We start from the raw sequence: 17074 nt of genomic DNA on the forward strand, positions 1-17074 counted from the left end.
GGGCGGCAGCCGGCTCCTCCGTGGCCCTGTCCGTCGTGTTGCGCGGCATCTCGTCCGGACAACGTTGTCACACACGAGAAAGGCTCCTCGATCCATGGTGCGCATAGTCCGCAGACTCTCCGTCGTCCTGGCCGCCGCCCTGCTGGCCGGCTTCGCGTCCCCGTCCGTCGGAGCCGACCTCCCGGGCCCCGGCCACCCGGCCGCCGCAGGCACGGCCGATGACCGCACGGCCGCCGACCGCACGGCCGCCCCCTTGGCCCCAAGTACGGCCGAGTCAGGAAACCCGATCGTCGACGGGTGGTACGCCGATCCGGATGTCGCGGTCTACGGCGACCGCTTCTGGATCTTCCCGACGACGTCCCGGAGCTACGGCGAACAGACCTTCATGGACGCGTTCTCCTCGACGGACATGGTGCACTGGACCAAGCACCCCAAGGTGCTGGACATCGCCGACGTCTCCTGGGCCGAGTACGCGTTGTGGGCGCCCGCACCGGTCTTCCGCGACGGCAAGTACTACCTGTACTTCGCCGCCAACGACATCCAGAACAACTCCGAGCTCGGTGGAATCGGCGTCGCGGTCGCCGACCGCCCCGAGGGCCCGTACAAGGACGCCGTCGGCGGTCCGCTCATCTCCCGGTTCCACAACGGCGCCCAGCCGATCGACCAGGACGTCTTCATCGACGACGACGGCCAGGCGTACATGTACTACGGCGGATGGGGCCACGCGAACGTCGTCAGGCTGAACCCGGACATGACCAGTCTCGGCACCTTCCCCGACGGATCGACCTACAAGGAGATCACCCCGGAGAACTACGTCGAGGGTTCCTTCATGTTCAAGCGCGGCGGCACGTACTACATGATGTGGTCCGAAGGCGGCTGGACCGGCCCGGACTACTCGGTGTCGTACGCGATGTCGGACTCCCCGACGGGACCGTTCAAGAAGATCGGCAAGGTGCTGGCCCAGGACCCGGCCGTCGCCCGTGGTTCCGGGCACAACTCGGTCGTCAACGTACCGGGCACCGACATCTGGTACATCGTCTACCACCGCCGCCCGCTGAGCGAGACCGACGGCAACCACCGGGCTCTCGCCTACGACCGGATCCACTTCGACGAGGACGGCACGATCCGGCCGGTGACCATGAAGGTCAAGGACGACTTCGACGACGACAACGCCGTCGGCTGGCGCACCTACGGCGGCGCCGACTGGGCTCCGAAGGGCGGCGCGTATTCCGCCGCGTCGGTCTCCGGCGGCCTGGCCCTCCAGGACACCGACTTCTCGGACCTCGTCTACGAGGCCGACGTGACCCTGCGGCACGGCCGCAGCGCATCGGGGCTCGTCTTCCGCGTCACGCAGCCGGAGGCCGGCGCCGAGGGCGGCTTCCGCGGTTACTACGCCGAACTCGGCGCGAACCGCCTGACCCTCGGCAAGGCGACGGGCGACGAACGGACCCCGCTGGCGACGACCCGGTCGGCGGGGGCGGTCGGCAAGACCCACCACGTGAGGATCGAGGCGATCGGGGCGTCCCTCACAGTCTACGTCGACGACATGGCCAAGCCGAAGATCAGCACGGTGGACGCCTCGTTCGGTTCCGGTGCCAACGGCCTACGGGCCACCCGGCTGACGCCGGACACCGGCGCAACGGCCCCCAGCACACCTCTCGCACGCTTCGACAACGTCTCGATCCGCTCCAACGTGTTCAGCTTCGAGGCGGCCGACGTACCGAACCGGTTCGTCCGGCACGCGTGGAGCCGCGGCCGGGTCGATCCCGACGTCACGCCGTACGCCGACACGCAGTGGAAGGTCGTCCCCGGCCTGGCGGACCCTTCGGCCGTTTCACTGGAGTCCGTCAACTTCCCCGGCACCTTCCTGCGACAGCGGGACGGGGAGGTGTGGATCGACGCGCGGACCGATGACGCCGGCTTCCGCACGGATGCGACGTGGCGCCGCGTACCGGGGCTCTCCGATCCGTCGCTGGTGTCCTTCGAGTCGTACAGCGCGCCCGGCCGCTACCTGCGGCACCGCGAGGCGCTGCTGTACGTCGACGACGTCGCTGCCGCGGAGCGGCCGGAGGCCACCTTCAGGGCCTGGTGACCAGGTGAGGCGGTCCGGCCGGGCGGCGCCCGGCCGGACCGGTGGATCATGGGGGTACCGTGTCGAACCCCGAGTCCGATCAGGCCTCTTGGCACCACGAGGTGACAGACGATGAACGACCACGCGCTGCCCGCGCCGCATCCCACGACCGCCCACCCCGCCCGCGTCTACAACGTCTGGCTGGGCGGCAAGGACCACTACACGGTGGACGAGGAGGCAGCCGAGCTCGCCGCCCGGGCCAACCCGACGATCGTGCCGTCGGTCCGGGCCAACCGCGCTTTCCTCGGCCGCGCCGTACGTCACCTCGCGGCGGCCGGTGTCCGCCAGTTCCTCGACATCGGCACGGGCATCCCGGCGGCGGACAACACCCACGAGGTGGCCCAGCAGGCCGCGCCCGCATCACGTGTCGTCTATGTCGACAACGACCCGATCGTGCTCTCCCACGCCCGGGCGCTGCTGGTCAGCGGCCCCGAGGGACAGACCGATTACGTGCAGGCCGACGCACGGGACGTGGACACGATTCTCGGCGCGGCCTCCCGCACCCTGGATCTGGAACAGCCCGTCGGCCTCATGCTGGTGGCGATCCTGCAGTACATCAAGGATGCCGAGGACCCCTGGGACATCACCCGGCGGCTGCTCGACCGCCTCGCCCCGGGCAGTTACCTGGTCCTGTCCCATCCGGCCGCCGACGTCACCACTCCGGAGGTCGCCGAATCCATGCGCATCTACAACGAGCGTGCCGCCGAGCACGCTTCGGCCACCCCCCGCACCCGGGCACAGGTCCAGCGCTTCTGCGACGGCCTGGAGCTCCAGGAACCGGGAGTCGTCACTCTGACCCGCTGGCGCCCGGGCCCGTCCGACACACCGGACGACACCCTGCCCATGTGGTGTGCCGTCGCCCGCAAGCCGGTGCGGCCGAGCTGATCCGGATACCCGGGCGGAGGGGAAGCACGTCACTGGTCATCCACATGGGGAGCGAGGAGCCCGTCGTCCGAAGGCGGTACGAAGCCGCCAGCATCGCCAACGACGTCCTCATCGCCCTATGGTTCATCGTCGGCAGCATCATGTTCTTCTCCGATCAGTGGACCACTGCCGGTACATGGTGCTTCCTCATCGGCAGTGTCGAACTGCTCGTCCGGCCCGCTATCCGCCTCACCCGCCACGTGCACCTCCGGAACGTCCGATCCCGCGCATCGGGGTCCGACTCGCCCGCTGCCGCGCCCCCCGACAGCGCACAGGACTACTGACTGCCTGCCCGCACATGGGCACCGTCGCTCCCCACGGCCGTCCGGCTGCGACCGGCCAGGCCGCGAGCTGCGCATCAGGACACCCTGGGCCACCTGGGCGTCCTCGTACCGGCCCGTCGTCTCGGTGAGCCGACGTCGTGCGCGGTCGCCGCCCGTGATGCCGTCGGCCGCCAGGTCGTGCTCCGGCTGTTCGTCCCTGCCCGATCAGACCGCGAGGAACCCGCGCGCCGCCGCTGCCCCGGCCTCCACGTCCCAGTCGGCGGAAGGGGCGACGGCGGCCACCAGAGCGGCATCGACCTCGCCGTCGGCGGCGATCAGCGCGTCGATCGACTCGCGGGACGGCTCACCCCCACCAGCGTCCCGCACGTGCCGGACGACGGTGTCGATCGCCTCCCGGGTCCGGCCGGCGCTGAGCGCGGGCAGCCCCACACTCGTGAACCCGTCCTCGAGGTCGTACCGGGCGCGCTGCCACGTGCTCCCGTCGAAGCCGTAGGCGAAGCCGAGGAACAGCTCCGCGTCCCGGACCCGCCTCACGGGCGGTTCCCACCACTCGGGCGCACCGGCCAGCAGGTCGGTCTCCGTCTCCTCGAAGAAGTCGGCGCCCTCGGCGTAGAAGGTCTCGGAGTCGTTCCGGTCCTGCCCGAGCAGGACCGCGCGCCCTTCGTCGAGGTGATGCAGGTCGGCCCAACTGCCGTGCCCGTCGTCGTAGTGCCACAGCGGCCAGAGCGCCTGGCAGCGCTCACCGTGCCCGGCGGCGGCCTGCACAGCGGCGAGTGCCGCCCACCGCCCCCGCATCGCCATCGGGTCGGGTAGGTCGAGCTGCACCAGGGCCACGGCCGGCTCCTCACGGGGGTCGAGTGACGAGGGGAACGAGTGACGGGGGGGGACGAGTGACGGGGGGGGACGAGTGACGGGGGGACGCGGGATCAAGCGAGAGGGGATCGAGTGACAGGAGAAAGGGAGTGACGGGTCAGCCCTTCTGATGCCCGGGAAACGGCGTCTGTCACGCGCGGTGCGCCTCCCCGCCGGAAATGCGCCGGTCGTCCCTATGGAGCGGTCGCCACAACGCAGTTGGCCGCACGATCGACGTCTCAACGCCCGCAGAGGGGGTAAAGAGGCGAGCATGGCTCTCGTGAAGCGTGTTGCTCTTGCTCCTCGTGCGGTGCGGCAGCTGCGGCGCGTCCGCTCTGTATACGTGGCGGGGATGCTGCTGTCGGCCTTCGGCCTGCTCTCCCTGGACGACTCGGCGGAGGGAGGCGGTCGGCAGACGGTGATCGCCGGCGTCTTCCTCGTGGTGTTCGCCGCGCTCCTCACGCTGACCGCGGTACAGCTGTGGCGGCACGGGCGGACGAAGCACTGCAGTACGGCGAAGAAGCTCACCCCGCTCCTCTGACGTCCGCCCGTACGGTTCACCGCTCGATGTGCCGGACCGTACGCCGACCGGCACCCGCCCGGCTCCGGGCCGCGGGCAGGACCGGCCTGGGCGCGCGGTTCGTCTTCCGGTCGTGCCGGGCAGCGAGCTCCCGTCCCCACCGCACGCGTGTGATCCCGCCGCGCCGTCCCACGCCCCGCCCCTGATCAGCCGGTTTCCGTCAACGCGGTGTGCGCCGCGGTGAGGATCTCCTCGGAGAGCGGGGTGCCGGTGGTGGCCCGGGCGAGGACCAGCGCGCCGACCATGGTGCACAGCCGGGTGATGCCGTCCTGGTCCTCGGTGGCGAGCCAAGCGGCGAAGTCGCGCACTCCCTCGGTGTAGACGCGGTGGGCGTCACGGTCGCCCAGCCCACGCGACATGTCGGCGGCGAGCGCTGCGGTGGGGCAGCCCTCCGCCACGTTGTCGCGGTGCTCCGAGGAGAGATAGGCGTCGATCAGCGCTTGCTGGGCGGCCTCACGCCGGCCTTCGTGCTGTTCGAGCCCGGCGTCGCGGAGCCGGGTGAGCCCTTCGAACGCGTGGGCGGTGGCTTCGTCGATGAGCGCCTCCTTGGAGGCGAACTGCTTGTAGAAGCCGCCGTGGGTCAGGCCGGACGCCCTCATGAGGTCGGCGACGCTGACCTGGGTCCCCTGCTCCCGGAACAGCCGGGAGGCGGTTTCCACGACCCGCTGGCGGTTCTCCTCGGCTTGCGCCTGCGATACGCGGCCCATCTGCCACCTCCCGCTGTTGGATGTCGATTGGCATCTATCCTAGACCAGTGTTTAGATTATGGTTGTAATCTAAATGAGTGGGCCGCTCCGGCCCACAGATCCTGGGAGCAGACATGGACCTGAAGGACGCGGTCGCCGTGGTCACCGGAGCCAATCGGGGGCTCGGCCGCCATCTGGCCTCACAGCTCCTGCAGCGCGGTGCAAAGGTGTACGGAGCGGCCCGCCGCCCCGAGACCATGGACCTGCCGGGCGTCATCCCCCTACGGCTGGACGTGACGGACGAGGAGTCGATCCGGGCGGCTGCCCGTACCGCGTCCGATGCGACGCTGCTGGTGAACAACGCGGGCATCTCCACCGCCACACCGCTGATCGCGGGCGACCTGGACGCGGTGCGTCTGGAGATGGAGACGAACTTCTTCGGTCCGCTCGCCGTGACGCGGGCCTTCACCCCTGTCCTGGCAGGCAATGGCGGCGGCACCGTGCTCAACGTCCTCTCCGTGCTGTCCTGGTTGCACCCGGCCGGTCTCGGGTCCTACGCCGCGGCCAAGGCCGCCGCATGGGCGCTGACCGACGCGTCCCGGGAGGAACTGGCGCCGCGCGGCATCACCGTCTCGGCGCTCCACGTCGGATACATGGCCACCGACATGGCCGCGGGTATCCCCGCCGAGCAGAAGGCCGACCCCGCCGACGTCGCCGCCCAGGCCCTGCAGGGCATCGAATCCGGCCTGCTCGAGATCCTCGCCGACGAGACCACCCGGTACGTCAAGCAGAGCCTGGCCACCTCGCCCGACGTGGCCTGACGGACACCCGCCGCCCGGCCCGTGAGCGTGCTCGTCCCGATCGGCGCGATGCGCCGTATCGGCGAGCGACGCCACGGATCCGAAGTACACGCCACACCGAAGTACACGCAACACAGTGCCTCCTGCGGAAAGAAGCCGAGGATGGACGGTGGACGAGGGCCTGTGCCCTCGCGGACGAGAAGCGGAGACGACGATGCAGGCCTTCATGGTCGAGCGGTACGGCGACAAGGACGGGATGCGCGCCCGTGAGATACCCACTCCGCAGGTGGGTGCCGACGACGTCCTGGTCCGGATCCACGCGGCAAGCGTCAATCCGCTCGATCTCAAGCTCCGCGACGGGGACTTCAAGGCGGTCCTGCCGTACCGTCTCCCGTTCGTCCTGGGCAACGACCTCGCCGGGGTCGTCACCCAGGTCGGGCCGGCCGTCACGCGGTTCGCGGTGGGCGACGAGGTGTACGCGCGCCCGGACAAGGACCGCATCGGCACGTTCGCGGAACTCATCGCCGTCCGCCAGGACGACGTCGCGGCCAAACCGTCCGCCCTCACCATGGCGGAGGCCGCATCCCTGCCCCTGGTCGCCCTCACCTCGTGGCAGGCGCTGGTCGAGCGGGCCCATGTGCAGCCGGGCCAGAAGGTCCTCGTCCACGCGGGCTCGGGCGGCGTCGGCACCATCGCCATCCAGCTGGCCAAACAGCTGGGTGCGCACGTGGCCACCACTGCGAGCACGACAAAGGTCGAGCTGGTGAGGGAACTGGGCGCCGACGTCGTCGTCGACTACCGCAAACAGGACTTCGAGACGGTCCTGGACGGCTACGACGTCGTCCTGGACACCCTCGGGGGTGAGACCCTGCGGAAGTCACTGCGGGTGCTGAAGCCCGGCGGGCAGGTCATCAGCATCGCGGGTCCTCCCGACGCGGCACTCGCCCGCGAGTTGGGCGCGAGCGCCGTCCTCCGGTTGGCGATGAGCGCGCTGAGCTTCGGGACCCGGCGGCGCGCCGCACGCCGCGGTGTGACGTACTCCTTCCTGTTCATGCAGGCCGACGGCGGCCAGTTGAGCGAACTCACGCCGCTCATCGACGCCGGACACATCCGTCCCGTCGTCGACCGCGTCTTTCCGTTCGGTCAGACCCTGGAGGCCATGGAGTACGTGGAGAAGGGCCGCGCGAAGGCCGGAAAAGTCGTCGTCACGATGACGTGAGAAGGCAGATGACGGGTCTCGCTTCCCGTCCCTGAAGGGACGGTGCCTGCCGGGAGGCGTGGGCATCCGAGCGGGTATACGCAGGTGACGCCACCCGGGCCGCAGGAGTCCGGGGCGCGTGCAACAGGTCGTCAGCGCTCTGCGCACCGCCGGATGGGGAGAACGTGGACGAGTAGGCCCCATATATATACGCGGAGGGCCCCGGCGCGACGCCGGTTCGGCGCGCAGCGGGGCCCCGCGTATGGTGTTCAGCCTGCGACGAGCCCGACGAAGCCGGCCCACGCGCCGGGCCCCACGGTCAGCACGGGACCGCCGGCCTGCTTCGAGTCGCGGATGTGCACGTGGGTGGCCGCGGAGGCGAACTCAACGCAGTCACCGCCCTCTGCACCGCTGCGACTGCTCCAGCGCCAGGCGACTTCCAGGCACTGGCCGCCTTCAGCACCGCTGTAGCTGCTCTTGAACCAAGCCAGATCCCGCTCGGCAGTTGCATCGGTGGTCTTCATAGGTCTCCCAGCAACTTCTCGATGAAATTAAGTGTCTCTCGCGGAGTGAGAGCCTGACTCCGGATGATTCCATAGCGCGCTGCGGCCAGCCTGGTCTCGTCCCGGTCCGTAAGCAGGTTGCTGCGCCCTTGGACCTCCATGTACACGAATTGTTCCCCGCCCTTGCGTGTGATCACGGTGTACGGCCCGTCCACGCCCGCGTTGTCCTCGCGGTCCATGGGCATCAACTGCAACTCCACGTTGCGCATGGCGCCGAAGAGAAGCAGCTGCTCAAGCTGCCCGCCCATCGCGGACTTGCCACCGAGGCGTTTACAAAGAGCGCCTTCCTCCACCACGAAGCTCAGCAAGGGAGCCGGCCAACGGCTGAAGATGTCCTGCCTCGCGATGCGGGCACCAACTCGCAGCTCAATCGTCTCCTCATCAAGGAGCGGGCGCCGCATGGCCAGAACAGCGCGCATGTACTCCTCGGTCTGGAGCAGCCCATTGACGATGTGGGTGTCGTAGGCGCACAGCTCAACGGCCTCAGCCTCCAGGCGCGCCATGTCCCGGAAGAACGCCGGGTACTGCGACCGCGCCAGCTCCTCCTTCAACGCCACCAGCAGACCACCGGCCTCCAGCACCCGGTCCGCCTTGTCGACGAACTCCGGCTGCGGGATGCGTCGCCCCTGCTCGAAGGAGGCCACCGACTGGGCCGCGTACCCCACCCGCTTCCCGAACTCCACCCGGTCCAGCCCCGCCCGCACCCGCAGCAGCTTCAACTGCCGCCCGAACACGACCGCCACCCCGTTCTCCGACTTGCCCTCGGGCTGGTTGCCGGACGAGGGCTCCGCCCCTTCCCCCGCATCCACGCCCGCCTCGTCCTGCGTCATCGCCACCGCCTGTCCCACGTACGTACACACCTCGGCCCATCGCGTACAACCAGCCCGCGAAGGAGGCTTTTCAAGCTGACGCCTGTACCGGCGGTGCCCGCCCGTAAGGCAGCGCCCGCCCCGGTTCGTCCCACTCCGGCACCGTAACGAGCCATTCGTGCACGCGCACACCTTCCCACCCCGTTCCATCGAAGGAGTGGTCCGGCGCCCGGGACTCGGCGCTCGGAACTCGGGGCTCAGGCGCCGAGCTTCGAGCGTCGAAATCGGAGCGTGCACTCATCGGGGGCGGCCTCGGGGGCCGTGAGCCAGATCATGAGGGCCGCAAAGGCGACGGTGCCGAGGTAGATGTAGGCGCGCTTCTCGTAGCGGGTGGCGACGGCGCGGAAGCCTTTGAGACGGTTTATGGTGCGCTCGACGATGTTGCGTTTCTTGTAGCGCTCGCTGTCGAAACCGGTGGGCCTTACGAACATCGGTTATTGCGGTGTCTCCGCTGGTCGAGACGTGGCAGGGATGGTGTGCCGGATGCCGCTTCGTCGCACGTAGCGCCGGTTCCTTCGGGACGTGTAGGCCCACCGAGACCTGTGCTAGCACCCACTCGAGCTGGGGTCCGTCTCCGTAGTGCGTCCGATCTGGAAGTATCGGCTTGGTCCCCGCCCACTGCGCGTCAGTCAACGGCACGCCTAGACAAGAGACGGTCGAGAGGGAGCGGCTATGCGCTGCCGGTGCGGTCGGCCTTGCCGGCAGCGGTCCACCAGACAATCACTCGGGCGGCCATCGTTTCAGGACGCAGGCCGAGAGTGCCGAGAGTATCGAGTCCGAAGTGATCTTCCAGCTCGTGCCGTAGAAACTCACCGATCCCCGTCTGGTCGGCGCCTACACGGAGCTGCTGAAGCAAGGGGGCGAGCATGCAGTCGTACTCGTCCTGCACGTCGTCGGCCACGCCGATCGGATCCCACTCATTGAGCAGATGCCGCAGGCCGTTCTCGACGGATGGGGTCCATGACTGCATCACCCCAGACTGCGACCAGAAACAGGCGCCGAACCCCCTCTTGGCCCAATCGAAACGGCCTGACTCCCGGGGCTCAGGAGCGCAGCCGTCGAGACAACCGCAGGCACTTCAGAGGCCGTCCAGCTCGGCTGTTAGGTCCGCGTCGCGCATACCGGGGAAGGCGTAGCCATCGGTCTCGTCCCACGGGACGTCGAGGTCATCCATGTGCACGCGCCACTCCGCTCCTGGCAGGGCTCGGCGCAACTCCGTCACCGAGTCCAGCACATGGGCGAGCACCGGCAGTACCCGGCCGGAATCGAGCGGCAGCTTGGTGGACCCGGCCACGATCTCGTCCGGTCGGCTGGCGTCGTTGTCGTACAGGTACAGACTCTCCTGGTCCTCATAGGGGAAGGACGCCATACGGGCGGCGACGATGCGTTCGACAGCCGCCGCCTCGGTATCCGTCGGTGGCGTCGCCCGGCTCGCGCAGTAGTAGAGAGAAACACTCATGCCCGGAGCGTACTGAGTAGGTACGACAGAGCCGTCGGGCATCGCTCCCGGCCGGCTCCCGGTCCGCCGGGCCCGTGCGGCTGCCCTGCCCTTCGGCGGCCGAGTCGGCGCCGTCGGGGGGGCGGAGCCCTGTGATGGGATGGTGCCGTGAGCCGCACCGTGGAAGAGACGAACCGCCGCATGCTCCGGGCACGGGACGCGATGGACCGTGCGTACGCGCAGCCGCTGGATGTGCCGGCACTGGCCAGGATCGCCCATGTGTCACCGGCACACTTCGCCCGTACCTTCAGGGCCACCTTCGGAGAGACGCCGCACCGCTACCTGCAGCGCCGCCGTGTCGAGCGTGCGATGTTCCTGCTGCGCGAGAGCGACCACAGCATCACGGACATCTGTTACGAGGTCGGCTTCGGCAGCACCGGCACCTTCAGCCGCACGTTCAGCGACATCGTCGGCCGGTCACCGAGGACGTACCGCAAGGAGGCGGCGGCCGTGAACGTACCCACATGCTTCACGAAGGCGTGGACGAGGCCGAACGCCTGAACGCAGGTGCGGGCCGTCCACCCCGCCGGCCGGCTGAGCAGTTTCGGATAAGTTTTCGCCGGGCCCGCCGACTAGCGTGAAGAACATGTTCAACGCAATCACGCACTCACAGATCTTCGTCCTCGACCAGGACGAGGCCCTCGACTTCTACGTCGGCAAGCTCGGCATGGAGGTCAACGCCGACGTCGACATGGGCTTCATGCGCTGGCTCACGGTCAGCGTCCCCGGCCATCCCGACCGCCAGGTCCTGCTGGAGAAGCCGGGCCCTCCGGCGATGTCCGAGGAGACGGCCGAGCAGGTCCGCGAGCTGCTGACGAAGGGTGCGCTGGGCAGCGCACTCATCCTCACCACGGACGACTGCCGCAAGACGTACGAGACGCTGCTGGCCCGGGGCGTGGAGTTCACCGATGAGCCGACGGAGCGCCCGTACGGGATCGACTGCGGGCTGCGGGACCCCTTCGGCAACAACCTCCGCTTCACCCAGCTGAAGGGCTGAGAAGCGGAGGGCGGGGGTCGGGAGCGTCCGGGTCGCGTGGCGGTCACGCCACCGGCGCCGGTCGCGTCCGCCCCCCGCCACCCGCCGCCGGTCGCCTCCGCCCCCGGCAGTCCGCCAGCACCTGCCCTCCCTGCGTACAGGCCCCGCCCCACCACGTACAGCCACACCGCGACAGCGCGTCACACCTGGTGGCAGTCAGCCACAACGCCCAACGTCGAGGGCATGACCAGCAAGCAGCCACTCCTGCCCGTGCGCCCTGTCCGCGCCGCCCGCGCCCGTTTCCCCTGGCACCACTTCACGATGCGCTTCAGCTCCACCCCGCGCGGCGCCCGCCTCGCCCGCCGGCTGGCCGGCGAACGCCTCGATGCCTGGGGCGTCCCGTACGGAAGCGACGCACACCACGCACTGACGCTGACCGTCGCCGAGTTGAGTGCGAACGCGGTGCGGCACGGCCACGTGTCCGGCCGGGACTTCCGCCTCCGGCTCACGGCCGAAGGATCGGCGATCCGTATCGAGGTCACCGACACCCGAGGCGAACGCCTCCCCGCCCTACCCGTAGCAGCCACAGCGCTTCAGGACGGTGGCCGCGGCCTGCTCCTGGTCGCCGCCCTCGCCGACCGATGGGGCTGGTACCCGTGCCCGGACGGCCCCGGCAAGACGGTGTGGGCGGTCCTTGAGGTCTCCCCGTGATCCGTGATCCGTGCTGTGCCCATCGGGTCGACAGCGTGCTCCTGTGAAGCACACGGCACTCCGGCCCAGGCGGGGCGGGGGGCAGGGGGCCCGGATGGAAGAGCCCCTCTTCATGCGGCCCTGCGGAGACGGTGGCGAACGCAGCGATCACCGCGACGAGCAACTGGAGAGTCTCGCGACCGGTGGGGAAGGGCACGGGAACCACACAGCGACCGCCCAAAGGGCCGATCAGTAGTCGAGGCTCGGATACCAGTCGTCGCGGCCCTGCGGGGTCAGGTCGAGAAGGTGCCACACCGGGGTCAACAGATCGATGCCGCGCTGGTCGATGTCGTCGGCCATACGCGGGTGCGTGGAGTAGAAGTGGCGGACCGTGCCGTCGTCGTCGCGGGTGAAGACGGAGACCGTGGAGTCCTGTGCACCGTCCTCGTCCTCGCTTCCCAGGTCGTACTTGAACGTGCTGTCACCGCAGCTCAGCAGCCTCAGCCGGTGCCAGCCGCGGTTTCGGGCATGTCGCCGCAGGTCGGGCGGGTCGGCGGCGGCGGCGATGACGAAGTCGGCGTTGCGGGCGATGTGTGGGGCGATGCCGTCGTAGCCGTCGGTCCACAGGGTGCACATCGGGCAGGGCTCGGTCTGCAGCTTGCCGTACATGAGGTGGTAGACGATCAGCGGGCGGCCGGGGGCGGTGAACAGCTCACTCAGTGCGACCTCGCGGACCGGTGAGTCGCCGGCGTCGAGGTCGGCAGGACCCTCGAGAAAGACGTAGTCGTCGACAGGCGGCCCCTGCGGCAGCGCCCGCCGCTGGGCGGCGACCTTCTCACGGTGGCGCATGAGGTCGATCTCGGCGAGGCGCAGGTCTTCGCGCGCGGCGAGGTAGTCAGCTGATTGCCCGGCCGGCCTGGTGTACCCCGACATATCGTCCTCCTGGGGTGGCTGTCCTCCCGGTGCCCGGTCCGGCTTCCGCACCCGCGTACCGGATCTGACCATCAACGTTACGGCCGCTCCGGACTCGCCGACAGTCGGACTCGAGCCGGCCGGTCGGTGTGCGGATCCCGGATCGGGTCGGCCGCGTATGAGGCTCCAGGGCTGGGCGCGTGCTCCTGGGAATACCACGCCGAGATCACCGGGGCGGCGGCTGGGCGAGCCCGCCCGCCCTGCCCCCGTCTGCCGGGATCGCCCTATGGCTGAGCACGACACCGACCGCGGCTACCTGCTGGACAACAGACAGTCGGAGGCGGGGGTCCGCTTCAGTGCCCTCTCCGAGTTGTTCGACCCGGTGACGTTCCGGCACGTCGACCGGCTGGGGATCGGTCCGGGCATGCGGTGCTGGGAGGTCGGCGCCGGCGGCCCCTCGGTGCCCCTCGGGCTGGCCGAGCGAGTCGCCCCGGAGGGCAGGGTGATCGCCACCGACATCGACGTGTCCTGGACCCGGGGCGTGGCCGGGGGCGTGATCGAGGTGCTGACCCACGACGTCGCGGCCGACCCGCCGCCGCCCGGCAGCTTCCGATCGCCACGGACGAGGAGATCGACCGCCATCTGGCGAACGTCGCCACCGGACGACTCGACCTGGCCACCGCCCCGATGATCTCCGCGTGGGGACGCCGCCCCTAGGGCTCGTCCGGCGACTCATGGGCCGAGCCAGGGCCGGACCGGGCGAGGGCCGGCCAGTGCCCCAATCGTGTTGACCGCCCCCGGCAGGCAGTGCTGGAGTCGGCACGTGGACAGCATCCCCGCCAACCGGCGGCTCTGGAACCGGATCAGCAGCGCCTACCAGCACAAGCACGACCCGCACATCGGCGCCACACCCCGGCTGTGGGGCATGTACTCCATCCCCGACGCGCACCTGCACGCCCTGGGCGACGTCACCGGCAAACGCGTCCTCGAACTCGGCTGCGGCGCCGGCCAGTGGTCCGGGGCGCTCGCCGCCGAGGGCGCCACCGTGGTCGGTCTCGACCTGTCCGAAGCCCAACTCGCCGCAGCGGCCCGCGCGATGGGTGCGGCCCGCTACGCGTTGGTGCAAGGCGCCGCCGAACAACTCCCCTTCGCCGCCAACAGCTTCGACCTGGTGTTCTGCGACTTCGGCGGGCTCAGCTGGGCGCCCCCGCACCTGGCCGTCCCGCAGGCCGCACGCGTCTTGGGCCGAGGCGGGCGCCTGGTGTTCAACGTCGCCAGCCCATGGTTCGAAGTTTGCTACGACGAAGCCGCCGGCCGCGTGACCACGACGCTGCAGCAGGACTACTTCGGGCTGAACACCATCGCCGAAGACGACGGCGCGACCAGCTACCAACTCACCTACGGCGACTGGGTCAAGGTCCTGCGCGGCGCAGGTCTCGTCATCGACGACCTCATCGAGCCGCGGCCCGAACTCGGAACACCCAACGGCTACAACGAAACCGACCCACCCGACTGGGCACGCCGCTGGCCGGCGGAACTGCTCTGGGTGACCCACAAGCCGTAAGTTCCGCCGCGCCGAGACGTGAAGGCATCCCCTCGCCGAGCAGGCCTGGTAGGGCTTTGTCAGGTGGTGTCGTAGGGCTGCCATGGGGTGGGTGTCGGCAGGTGGGGCAGGTGAGCTGCCCTCCATGGCAGCCGGGAACGCCTGTGCACCGGGCTGTCACACCGGTGCCATACGATGCGCACATTCGCTCGTAAGATCTCCGTTTGAGGATGCACACGTCATGTCTATCGGTGTCACGCCCCGTTCCCTGGGCCGTATATCTGTTCTCGTCGCCTTGCTCGTGGTCGGTACGACGGGATGTTCCGGTGTCGCCGACGTCGTCGACGGGGCCAAGGACGGGGCCAAGAAGGTGGCTCGTCAGCGCTCGGTCTTCTCGCTCGCGACCGGTGACTGCTACAACCCGAACAGCGCGCCGACCGATCAGGCCGGACAGGAGGAAGCCGCCATCGAGATCGTGCCCTGTGAAGAAGCGCACCAGGGCCAGGTGGTCGGCGAGTTCTCGATCGACGAGAAGACTTTCCCGGGGGACGACGCCATTTCGGTGATCGCCGACGAGCGCTGCCCCGTCGAGGCGCAGAAGTTCGCCCCGGACACCTGGGCTCTGCCCAAGGGAGTCTCCGTCTTCTACTACCACCCGACCAAGGAGAGCTGGGCGACGGGTGATCGCGGCGTGAGCTGCGCGTACACCAAGGATGCGGGCACGATCTCCGGCTCCTTGAAGAGCGCGCCCCTGAGCGCCGACCAGACCGCGTACCTGAAGGGTTCCAACGCCGTCTACGACGCCTTCTGGACGAACCAGCCCGAGGGTCAGGTCGAGGACGACCTCCCTGGCTACAAGAAGCAGGCCGAGGCCGTTGCCGCAGCTCTCGACGCCCACCTCGCCACGCTGAACGGCTTCCAGCAGCCGGAGACCGTCAAGCTCCGTAAGCAGCTGGAGAAGGCGGCGGGCGGGTGGAAGAAGGCCGCTTCCGCCGGTGACACGGACACCTTCTACATCGCCTACGACATGGCGTTCACCGGCATCGACCCCAACAAGACGGTCGCCGCCCGCAAGGAACTGGCCCTGGCCACGACCGTCCCTGCCGACGAAGCCGACGTCTGGGCCGGCTGATCTCCTCCACGCCGCCGTACGGGAGCCAGGTCCGCGACTGATCGCGCCCCGTACGGCAGCGTGACCATCAGGAGGCGGTCGAGCGGGCCGCCCGCGTGACACTCGCACTCCTTCCGCTTCCCACTCTCCGTGACCACCACCCTCACCCGACCCACCAGCTTGTGAAGGTTCGCCCCCGCATGGTCGGGTTTCCTGCTCAACTCTTGCGAGCGCTTCTTACGCGACGGTAACTACATGCAGCATGAACTTCTTCAGCCGCAACTCCTCACCCCGGCGGACGGAACTGTCTGCCGCTCCGGCGGCCACCGGCACTGCTGTCCTGCCGGATCCGGACCTGAGGGCTCTCACGGGGGAGTGGATGATCGACCCTGCGCACAGCAGGATCGGGTTCTCCGTGCGGCACGCGATGGTGACGACGGTGCGCGGCTGCTTCCTGGAGTACGACAGCCGCCTCTACTTCGACGGGCGCGACCCGGCCCTTTCTACGGCCGAGATCAGGCTGTCCACCGCCAGCGTCGACACAGGGGTGGAGCAGCGCGACGCGCACCTGGTCGGCCGTGATTTCCTGGACGCCGCCCGGTATCCGCAGATGGTCTTCACGAGCACCGGTGTGGAACTCGTCGGCAAGGACGTCTACCGCATGACCGGCGACCTCACCATCAGGGGCGTCACCCGCCCCGTGATCCTGGAGCTCACCTACATCGGTTATGTCACCGACCCGTTCGGCTACGAGCGCGTCGGCTTCGACGGCACCACCACCATCAACCGCTCCGACTGGGGCCTGACCTACAACGCCAGGCTGGCCGAGGGCGGGGCCATGGTGAGTGAGAAGCTCCGCCTGCAGTTCGACATCGCGGCCATCCGTACGCCCTTCACCGGCTGACGAAGCGTTGAGGTAGAACCCGGAACACCCACCGGCGTACGCGCCATCCCCGACGGGTGACCTGGCAGGTCGTCATTGACCGCGTATGCGTTCCACCGGCACAGGGCCCGGGTGAGGAGCAGGATGCCCGTGTGGCGAGGGACGCGGGCCACAGAGGAGTCGGTGATCCGGTGACCCCGCGCCGGTCCGACGTGACGTCGTGCACCGGGAGTTCGGGCGGCGGTGGGCACGGGCGGGCAACAGACCGACCTGGCGGTCGGAGCCGGCATCCTGGGAGACTGGTCCCGGTCAGGGCCCGGGCCGGGCCGGGCTCGGAAACATCGAGGAGAGCGCAGCCGTGGTGGGGAATCAGCAAGGCAGTCCGGCCGTGGCGCCGTCTGCCGGACCGGAACACGTGCAGGGACGTCGGCTGGGGCGGCGCAGGACGGGTCCGCTGGGCTGGGCACTGACAGCTCTCGCCATGCTCGTACTTCTGATCCTGGAACCGCTGCTCAGGACAGTGTGACTGCTTGAACGCCCCCTCCCCTGCCGCTTCCCGGCGCGGGTGACCACC

20 protein-coding genes and 1 pseudogene are annotated in these 17074 nt (G+C 69.3%); 13 read left to right on the forward strand and 8 right to left on the reverse strand.

Features of this window, described 5'->3' with window-relative positions:
* The first annotated feature begins 94 nt into the window (after positions 1-94).
* From QFZ58_RS06450 to QFZ58_RS06460, 3 genes are all read left to right on the forward strand, one after another.
* A complete protein-coding gene (locus QFZ58_RS06450; protein WP_307123941.1) occupies positions 95-2092 on the forward strand; it encodes a family 43 glycosylhydrolase in 1998 nt (665 codons plus the stop codon).
* Positions 2093-2203: 111 nt separating this feature from the next.
* On the forward strand, positions 2204-3016 hold the full coding sequence (locus QFZ58_RS06455) for an SAM-dependent methyltransferase (RefSeq protein WP_307123942.1): 813 nt from the start codon (positions 2204-2206) through the stop codon (positions 3014-3016).
* A 44-nt stretch (positions 3017-3060) separates the two neighbouring features.
* Positions 3061-3339 carry a YrhK family protein gene (locus tag QFZ58_RS06460; RefSeq protein ID WP_307123943.1) on the forward strand — a complete coding sequence of 93 codons (279 nt, stop codon included), beginning with the start codon at positions 3061-3063 and terminating at the stop codon, positions 3337-3339.
* 204 nt (positions 3340-3543) lie between these two features.
* Here the strand turns inward: QFZ58_RS06460 and QFZ58_RS06465 are convergent, their stop codons facing one another.
* A complete protein-coding gene (locus tag QFZ58_RS06465; protein WP_307123944.1) occupies positions 3544-4173 on the reverse strand; it encodes a proteophosphoglycan 5 in 630 nt (209 codons plus the stop codon).
* A gap of 289 nt (positions 4174-4462) precedes the next feature.
* Here QFZ58_RS06465 and QFZ58_RS06470 point away from each other — a divergent pair, with 289 nt between their 5' ends.
* Positions 4463-4732 (forward strand): hypothetical protein, encoded by a 270-nt coding sequence (locus QFZ58_RS06470; protein WP_307123945.1) that lies wholly within the window; start codon positions 4463-4465, stop codon positions 4730-4732.
* Positions 4733-4917: 185 nt separating this feature from the next.
* Here QFZ58_RS06470 and QFZ58_RS06475 read toward each other — a convergent pair whose 3' ends face one another.
* Positions 4918-5478, reverse strand: coding sequence for a TetR/AcrR family transcriptional regulator (locus QFZ58_RS06475; protein WP_307123946.1), 561 nt, complete (start codon positions 5476-5478; stop codon positions 4918-4920).
* A gap of 113 nt (positions 5479-5591) precedes the next feature.
* Between QFZ58_RS06475 and QFZ58_RS06480 the strand changes: the two genes are divergently transcribed.
* Both QFZ58_RS06480 and QFZ58_RS06485 read left to right on the forward strand, forming a co-directional pair.
* Positions 5592-6278 (forward strand): SDR family oxidoreductase, encoded by a 687-nt coding sequence (locus QFZ58_RS06480; protein WP_307123947.1) that lies wholly within the window; start codon positions 5592-5594, stop codon positions 6276-6278.
* 193 nt (positions 6279-6471) lie between these two features.
* Positions 6472-7476: an NADP-dependent oxidoreductase gene (locus QFZ58_RS06485; RefSeq protein ID WP_307123948.1), complete on the forward strand. Its 1005-nt coding sequence runs from the start codon at positions 6472-6474 to the stop codon at positions 7474-7476.
* Positions 7477-7724: 248 nt separating this feature from the next.
* Here QFZ58_RS06485 and QFZ58_RS06490 read toward each other — a convergent pair whose 3' ends face one another.
* From QFZ58_RS06490 to QFZ58_RS06510, 5 genes and pseudogenes are all read right to left on the reverse strand, one after another.
* The gene (locus tag QFZ58_RS06490) at positions 7725-7979 is read right to left on the reverse strand and encodes a DUF397 domain-containing protein (protein WP_307123949.1); all 255 of its coding nucleotides are present in this window, start codon (positions 7977-7979) and stop codon (positions 7725-7727) included.
* Positions 7976-8848 (reverse strand): helix-turn-helix transcriptional regulator, encoded by an 873-nt coding sequence (locus tag QFZ58_RS06495; protein WP_307123950.1) that lies wholly within the window; start codon positions 8846-8848, stop codon positions 7976-7978. Before QFZ58_RS06495 ends, QFZ58_RS06490 begins: the two co-directional genes overlap by 4 nt.
* A gap of 236 nt (positions 8849-9084) precedes the next feature.
* Positions 9085-9417, reverse strand: a pseudogene (locus QFZ58_RS34435) (transposase); the annotation flags it as partial.
* Between the two features lie 140 nt (positions 9418-9557).
* Positions 9558-9857: a hypothetical protein gene (locus tag QFZ58_RS06505; protein ID WP_307123951.1), complete on the reverse strand. Its 300-nt coding sequence runs from the start codon at positions 9855-9857 to the stop codon at positions 9558-9560.
* Positions 9858-9965: 108 nt separating this feature from the next.
* Positions 9966-10346: a hypothetical protein gene (locus tag QFZ58_RS06510; RefSeq protein WP_307123952.1), complete on the reverse strand. Its 381-nt coding sequence runs from the start codon at positions 10344-10346 to the stop codon at positions 9966-9968.
* Positions 10347-10493: 147 nt separating this feature from the next.
* Between QFZ58_RS06510 and QFZ58_RS06515 the strand changes: the two genes are divergently transcribed.
* The 3 genes from QFZ58_RS06515 to QFZ58_RS06525 all read left to right on the forward strand — a co-directional run bounded on the left by QFZ58_RS06515 (position 10494) and on the right by QFZ58_RS06525 (position 12072).
* Positions 10494-10886: a helix-turn-helix domain-containing protein gene (locus QFZ58_RS06515; RefSeq protein WP_307123953.1), complete on the forward strand. Its 393-nt coding sequence runs from the start codon at positions 10494-10496 to the stop codon at positions 10884-10886.
* An 85-nt stretch (positions 10887-10971) separates the two neighbouring features.
* Entirely contained in the window at positions 10972-11382 is a 411-nt protein-coding gene (locus QFZ58_RS06520) for a VOC family protein (protein WP_307123954.1), read from the forward strand.
* A gap of 222 nt (positions 11383-11604) precedes the next feature.
* Complete coding sequence (locus QFZ58_RS06525) at positions 11605-12072, forward strand: ATP-binding protein (protein WP_307123955.1); 468 nt, start codon at positions 11605-11607, stop codon at positions 12070-12072.
* Positions 12073-12300: 228 nt separating this feature from the next.
* On the opposite strand, the gene QFZ58_RS06530 is transcribed toward QFZ58_RS06525, so the two are convergent.
* Entirely contained in the window at positions 12301-12984 is a 684-nt protein-coding gene (locus tag QFZ58_RS06530) for a DUF899 family protein (RefSeq protein WP_307123956.1), read from the reverse strand.
* A gap of 265 nt (positions 12985-13249) precedes the next feature.
* Between QFZ58_RS06530 and QFZ58_RS06535 the strand changes: the two genes are divergently transcribed.
* The 4 genes from QFZ58_RS06535 (at position 13250) to QFZ58_RS06550 (ending at position 16521) form a co-directional block, all read left to right on the forward strand.
* Positions 13250-13654, forward strand: a complete 405-nt coding sequence (locus QFZ58_RS06535; protein WP_373428524.1) for a hypothetical protein — start codon at positions 13250-13252, stop codon at positions 13652-13654.
* Between the two features lie 132 nt (positions 13655-13786).
* Entirely contained in the window at positions 13787-14527 is a 741-nt protein-coding gene (locus QFZ58_RS06540) for a class I SAM-dependent methyltransferase (protein WP_307123957.1), read from the forward strand.
* Between the two features lie 220 nt (positions 14528-14747).
* Positions 14748-15638 (forward strand): septum formation family protein, encoded by an 891-nt coding sequence (locus QFZ58_RS06545; protein ID WP_307123958.1) that lies wholly within the window; start codon positions 14748-14750, stop codon positions 15636-15638.
* Between the two features lie 241 nt (positions 15639-15879).
* On the forward strand, positions 15880-16521 hold the full coding sequence (locus QFZ58_RS06550; protein WP_307123959.1) for a YceI family protein: 642 nt from the start codon (positions 15880-15882) through the stop codon (positions 16519-16521).
* Positions 16522-17074: the final 553 nt, after the last annotated feature.

It is taken from the genome of Streptomyces sp. B1I3 (assembly GCF_030816615.1).
Lineage (GTDB): Bacteria > Actinomycetota > Actinomycetes > Streptomycetales > Streptomycetaceae > Streptomyces.

Bases quoted from the DNA above. Each gene is read 5' to 3' on its own strand.
- QFZ58_RS06450 (WP_307123941.1), top strand. From the start codon at position 95: ATGGTGCGCATAGTCCGCAGACTCTCCGTCGTCCTGGCCGCCGCCCTG.
- QFZ58_RS06455 (WP_307123942.1), top strand. From the start codon at position 2,204: ATGAACGACCACGCGCTGCCCGCGCCGCATCCCACGACCGCCCACCCC.
- QFZ58_RS06460 (WP_307123943.1), top strand. From the start codon at position 3,061: ATGGGGAGCGAGGAGCCCGTCGTCCGAAGGCGGTACGAAGCCGCCAGC.
- QFZ58_RS06470 (WP_307123945.1), top strand. From the start codon at position 4,463: ATGGCTCTCGTGAAGCGTGTTGCTCTTGCTCCTCGTGCGGTGCGGCAG.
- QFZ58_RS06475 (WP_307123946.1), bottom strand. From the start codon at position 5,478: ATGGGCCGCGTATCGCAGGCGCAAGCCGAGGAGAACCGCCAGCGGGTC.
- QFZ58_RS06480 (WP_307123947.1), top strand. From the start codon at position 5,592: ATGGACCTGAAGGACGCGGTCGCCGTGGTCACCGGAGCCAATCGGGGG.
- QFZ58_RS06485 (WP_307123948.1), top strand. From the start codon at position 6,472: ATGCAGGCCTTCATGGTCGAGCGGTACGGCGACAAGGACGGGATGCGC.
- QFZ58_RS06490 (WP_307123949.1), bottom strand. From the start codon at position 7,979: ATGAAGACCACCGATGCAACTGCCGAGCGGGATCTGGCTTGGTTCAAG.
- QFZ58_RS06495 (WP_307123950.1), bottom strand. From the start codon at position 8,848: ATGACGCAGGACGAGGCGGGCGTGGATGCGGGGGAAGGGGCGGAGCCC.
- QFZ58_RS06505 (WP_307123951.1), bottom strand. From the start codon at position 9,857: ATGCAGTCATGGACCCCATCCGTCGAGAACGGCCTGCGGCATCTGCTC.
- QFZ58_RS06510 (WP_307123952.1), bottom strand. From the start codon at position 10,346: ATGAGTGTTTCTCTCTACTACTGCGCGAGCCGGGCGACGCCACCGACG.
- QFZ58_RS06520 (WP_307123954.1), top strand. From the start codon at position 10,972: ATGTTCAACGCAATCACGCACTCACAGATCTTCGTCCTCGACCAGGAC.
- QFZ58_RS06525 (WP_307123955.1), top strand. From the start codon at position 11,605: ATGACCAGCAAGCAGCCACTCCTGCCCGTGCGCCCTGTCCGCGCCGCC.
- QFZ58_RS06530 (WP_307123956.1), bottom strand. From the start codon at position 12,984: ATGTCGGGGTACACCAGGCCGGCCGGGCAATCAGCTGACTACCTCGCC.
- QFZ58_RS06535 (WP_373428524.1), top strand. From the start codon at position 13,250: ATGGCTGAGCACGACACCGACCGCGGCTACCTGCTGGACAACAGACAG.
- QFZ58_RS06545 (WP_307123958.1), top strand. From the start codon at position 14,748: ATGTCTATCGGTGTCACGCCCCGTTCCCTGGGCCGTATATCTGTTCTC.
- QFZ58_RS06550 (WP_307123959.1), top strand. From the start codon at position 15,880: ATGAACTTCTTCAGCCGCAACTCCTCACCCCGGCGGACGGAACTGTCT.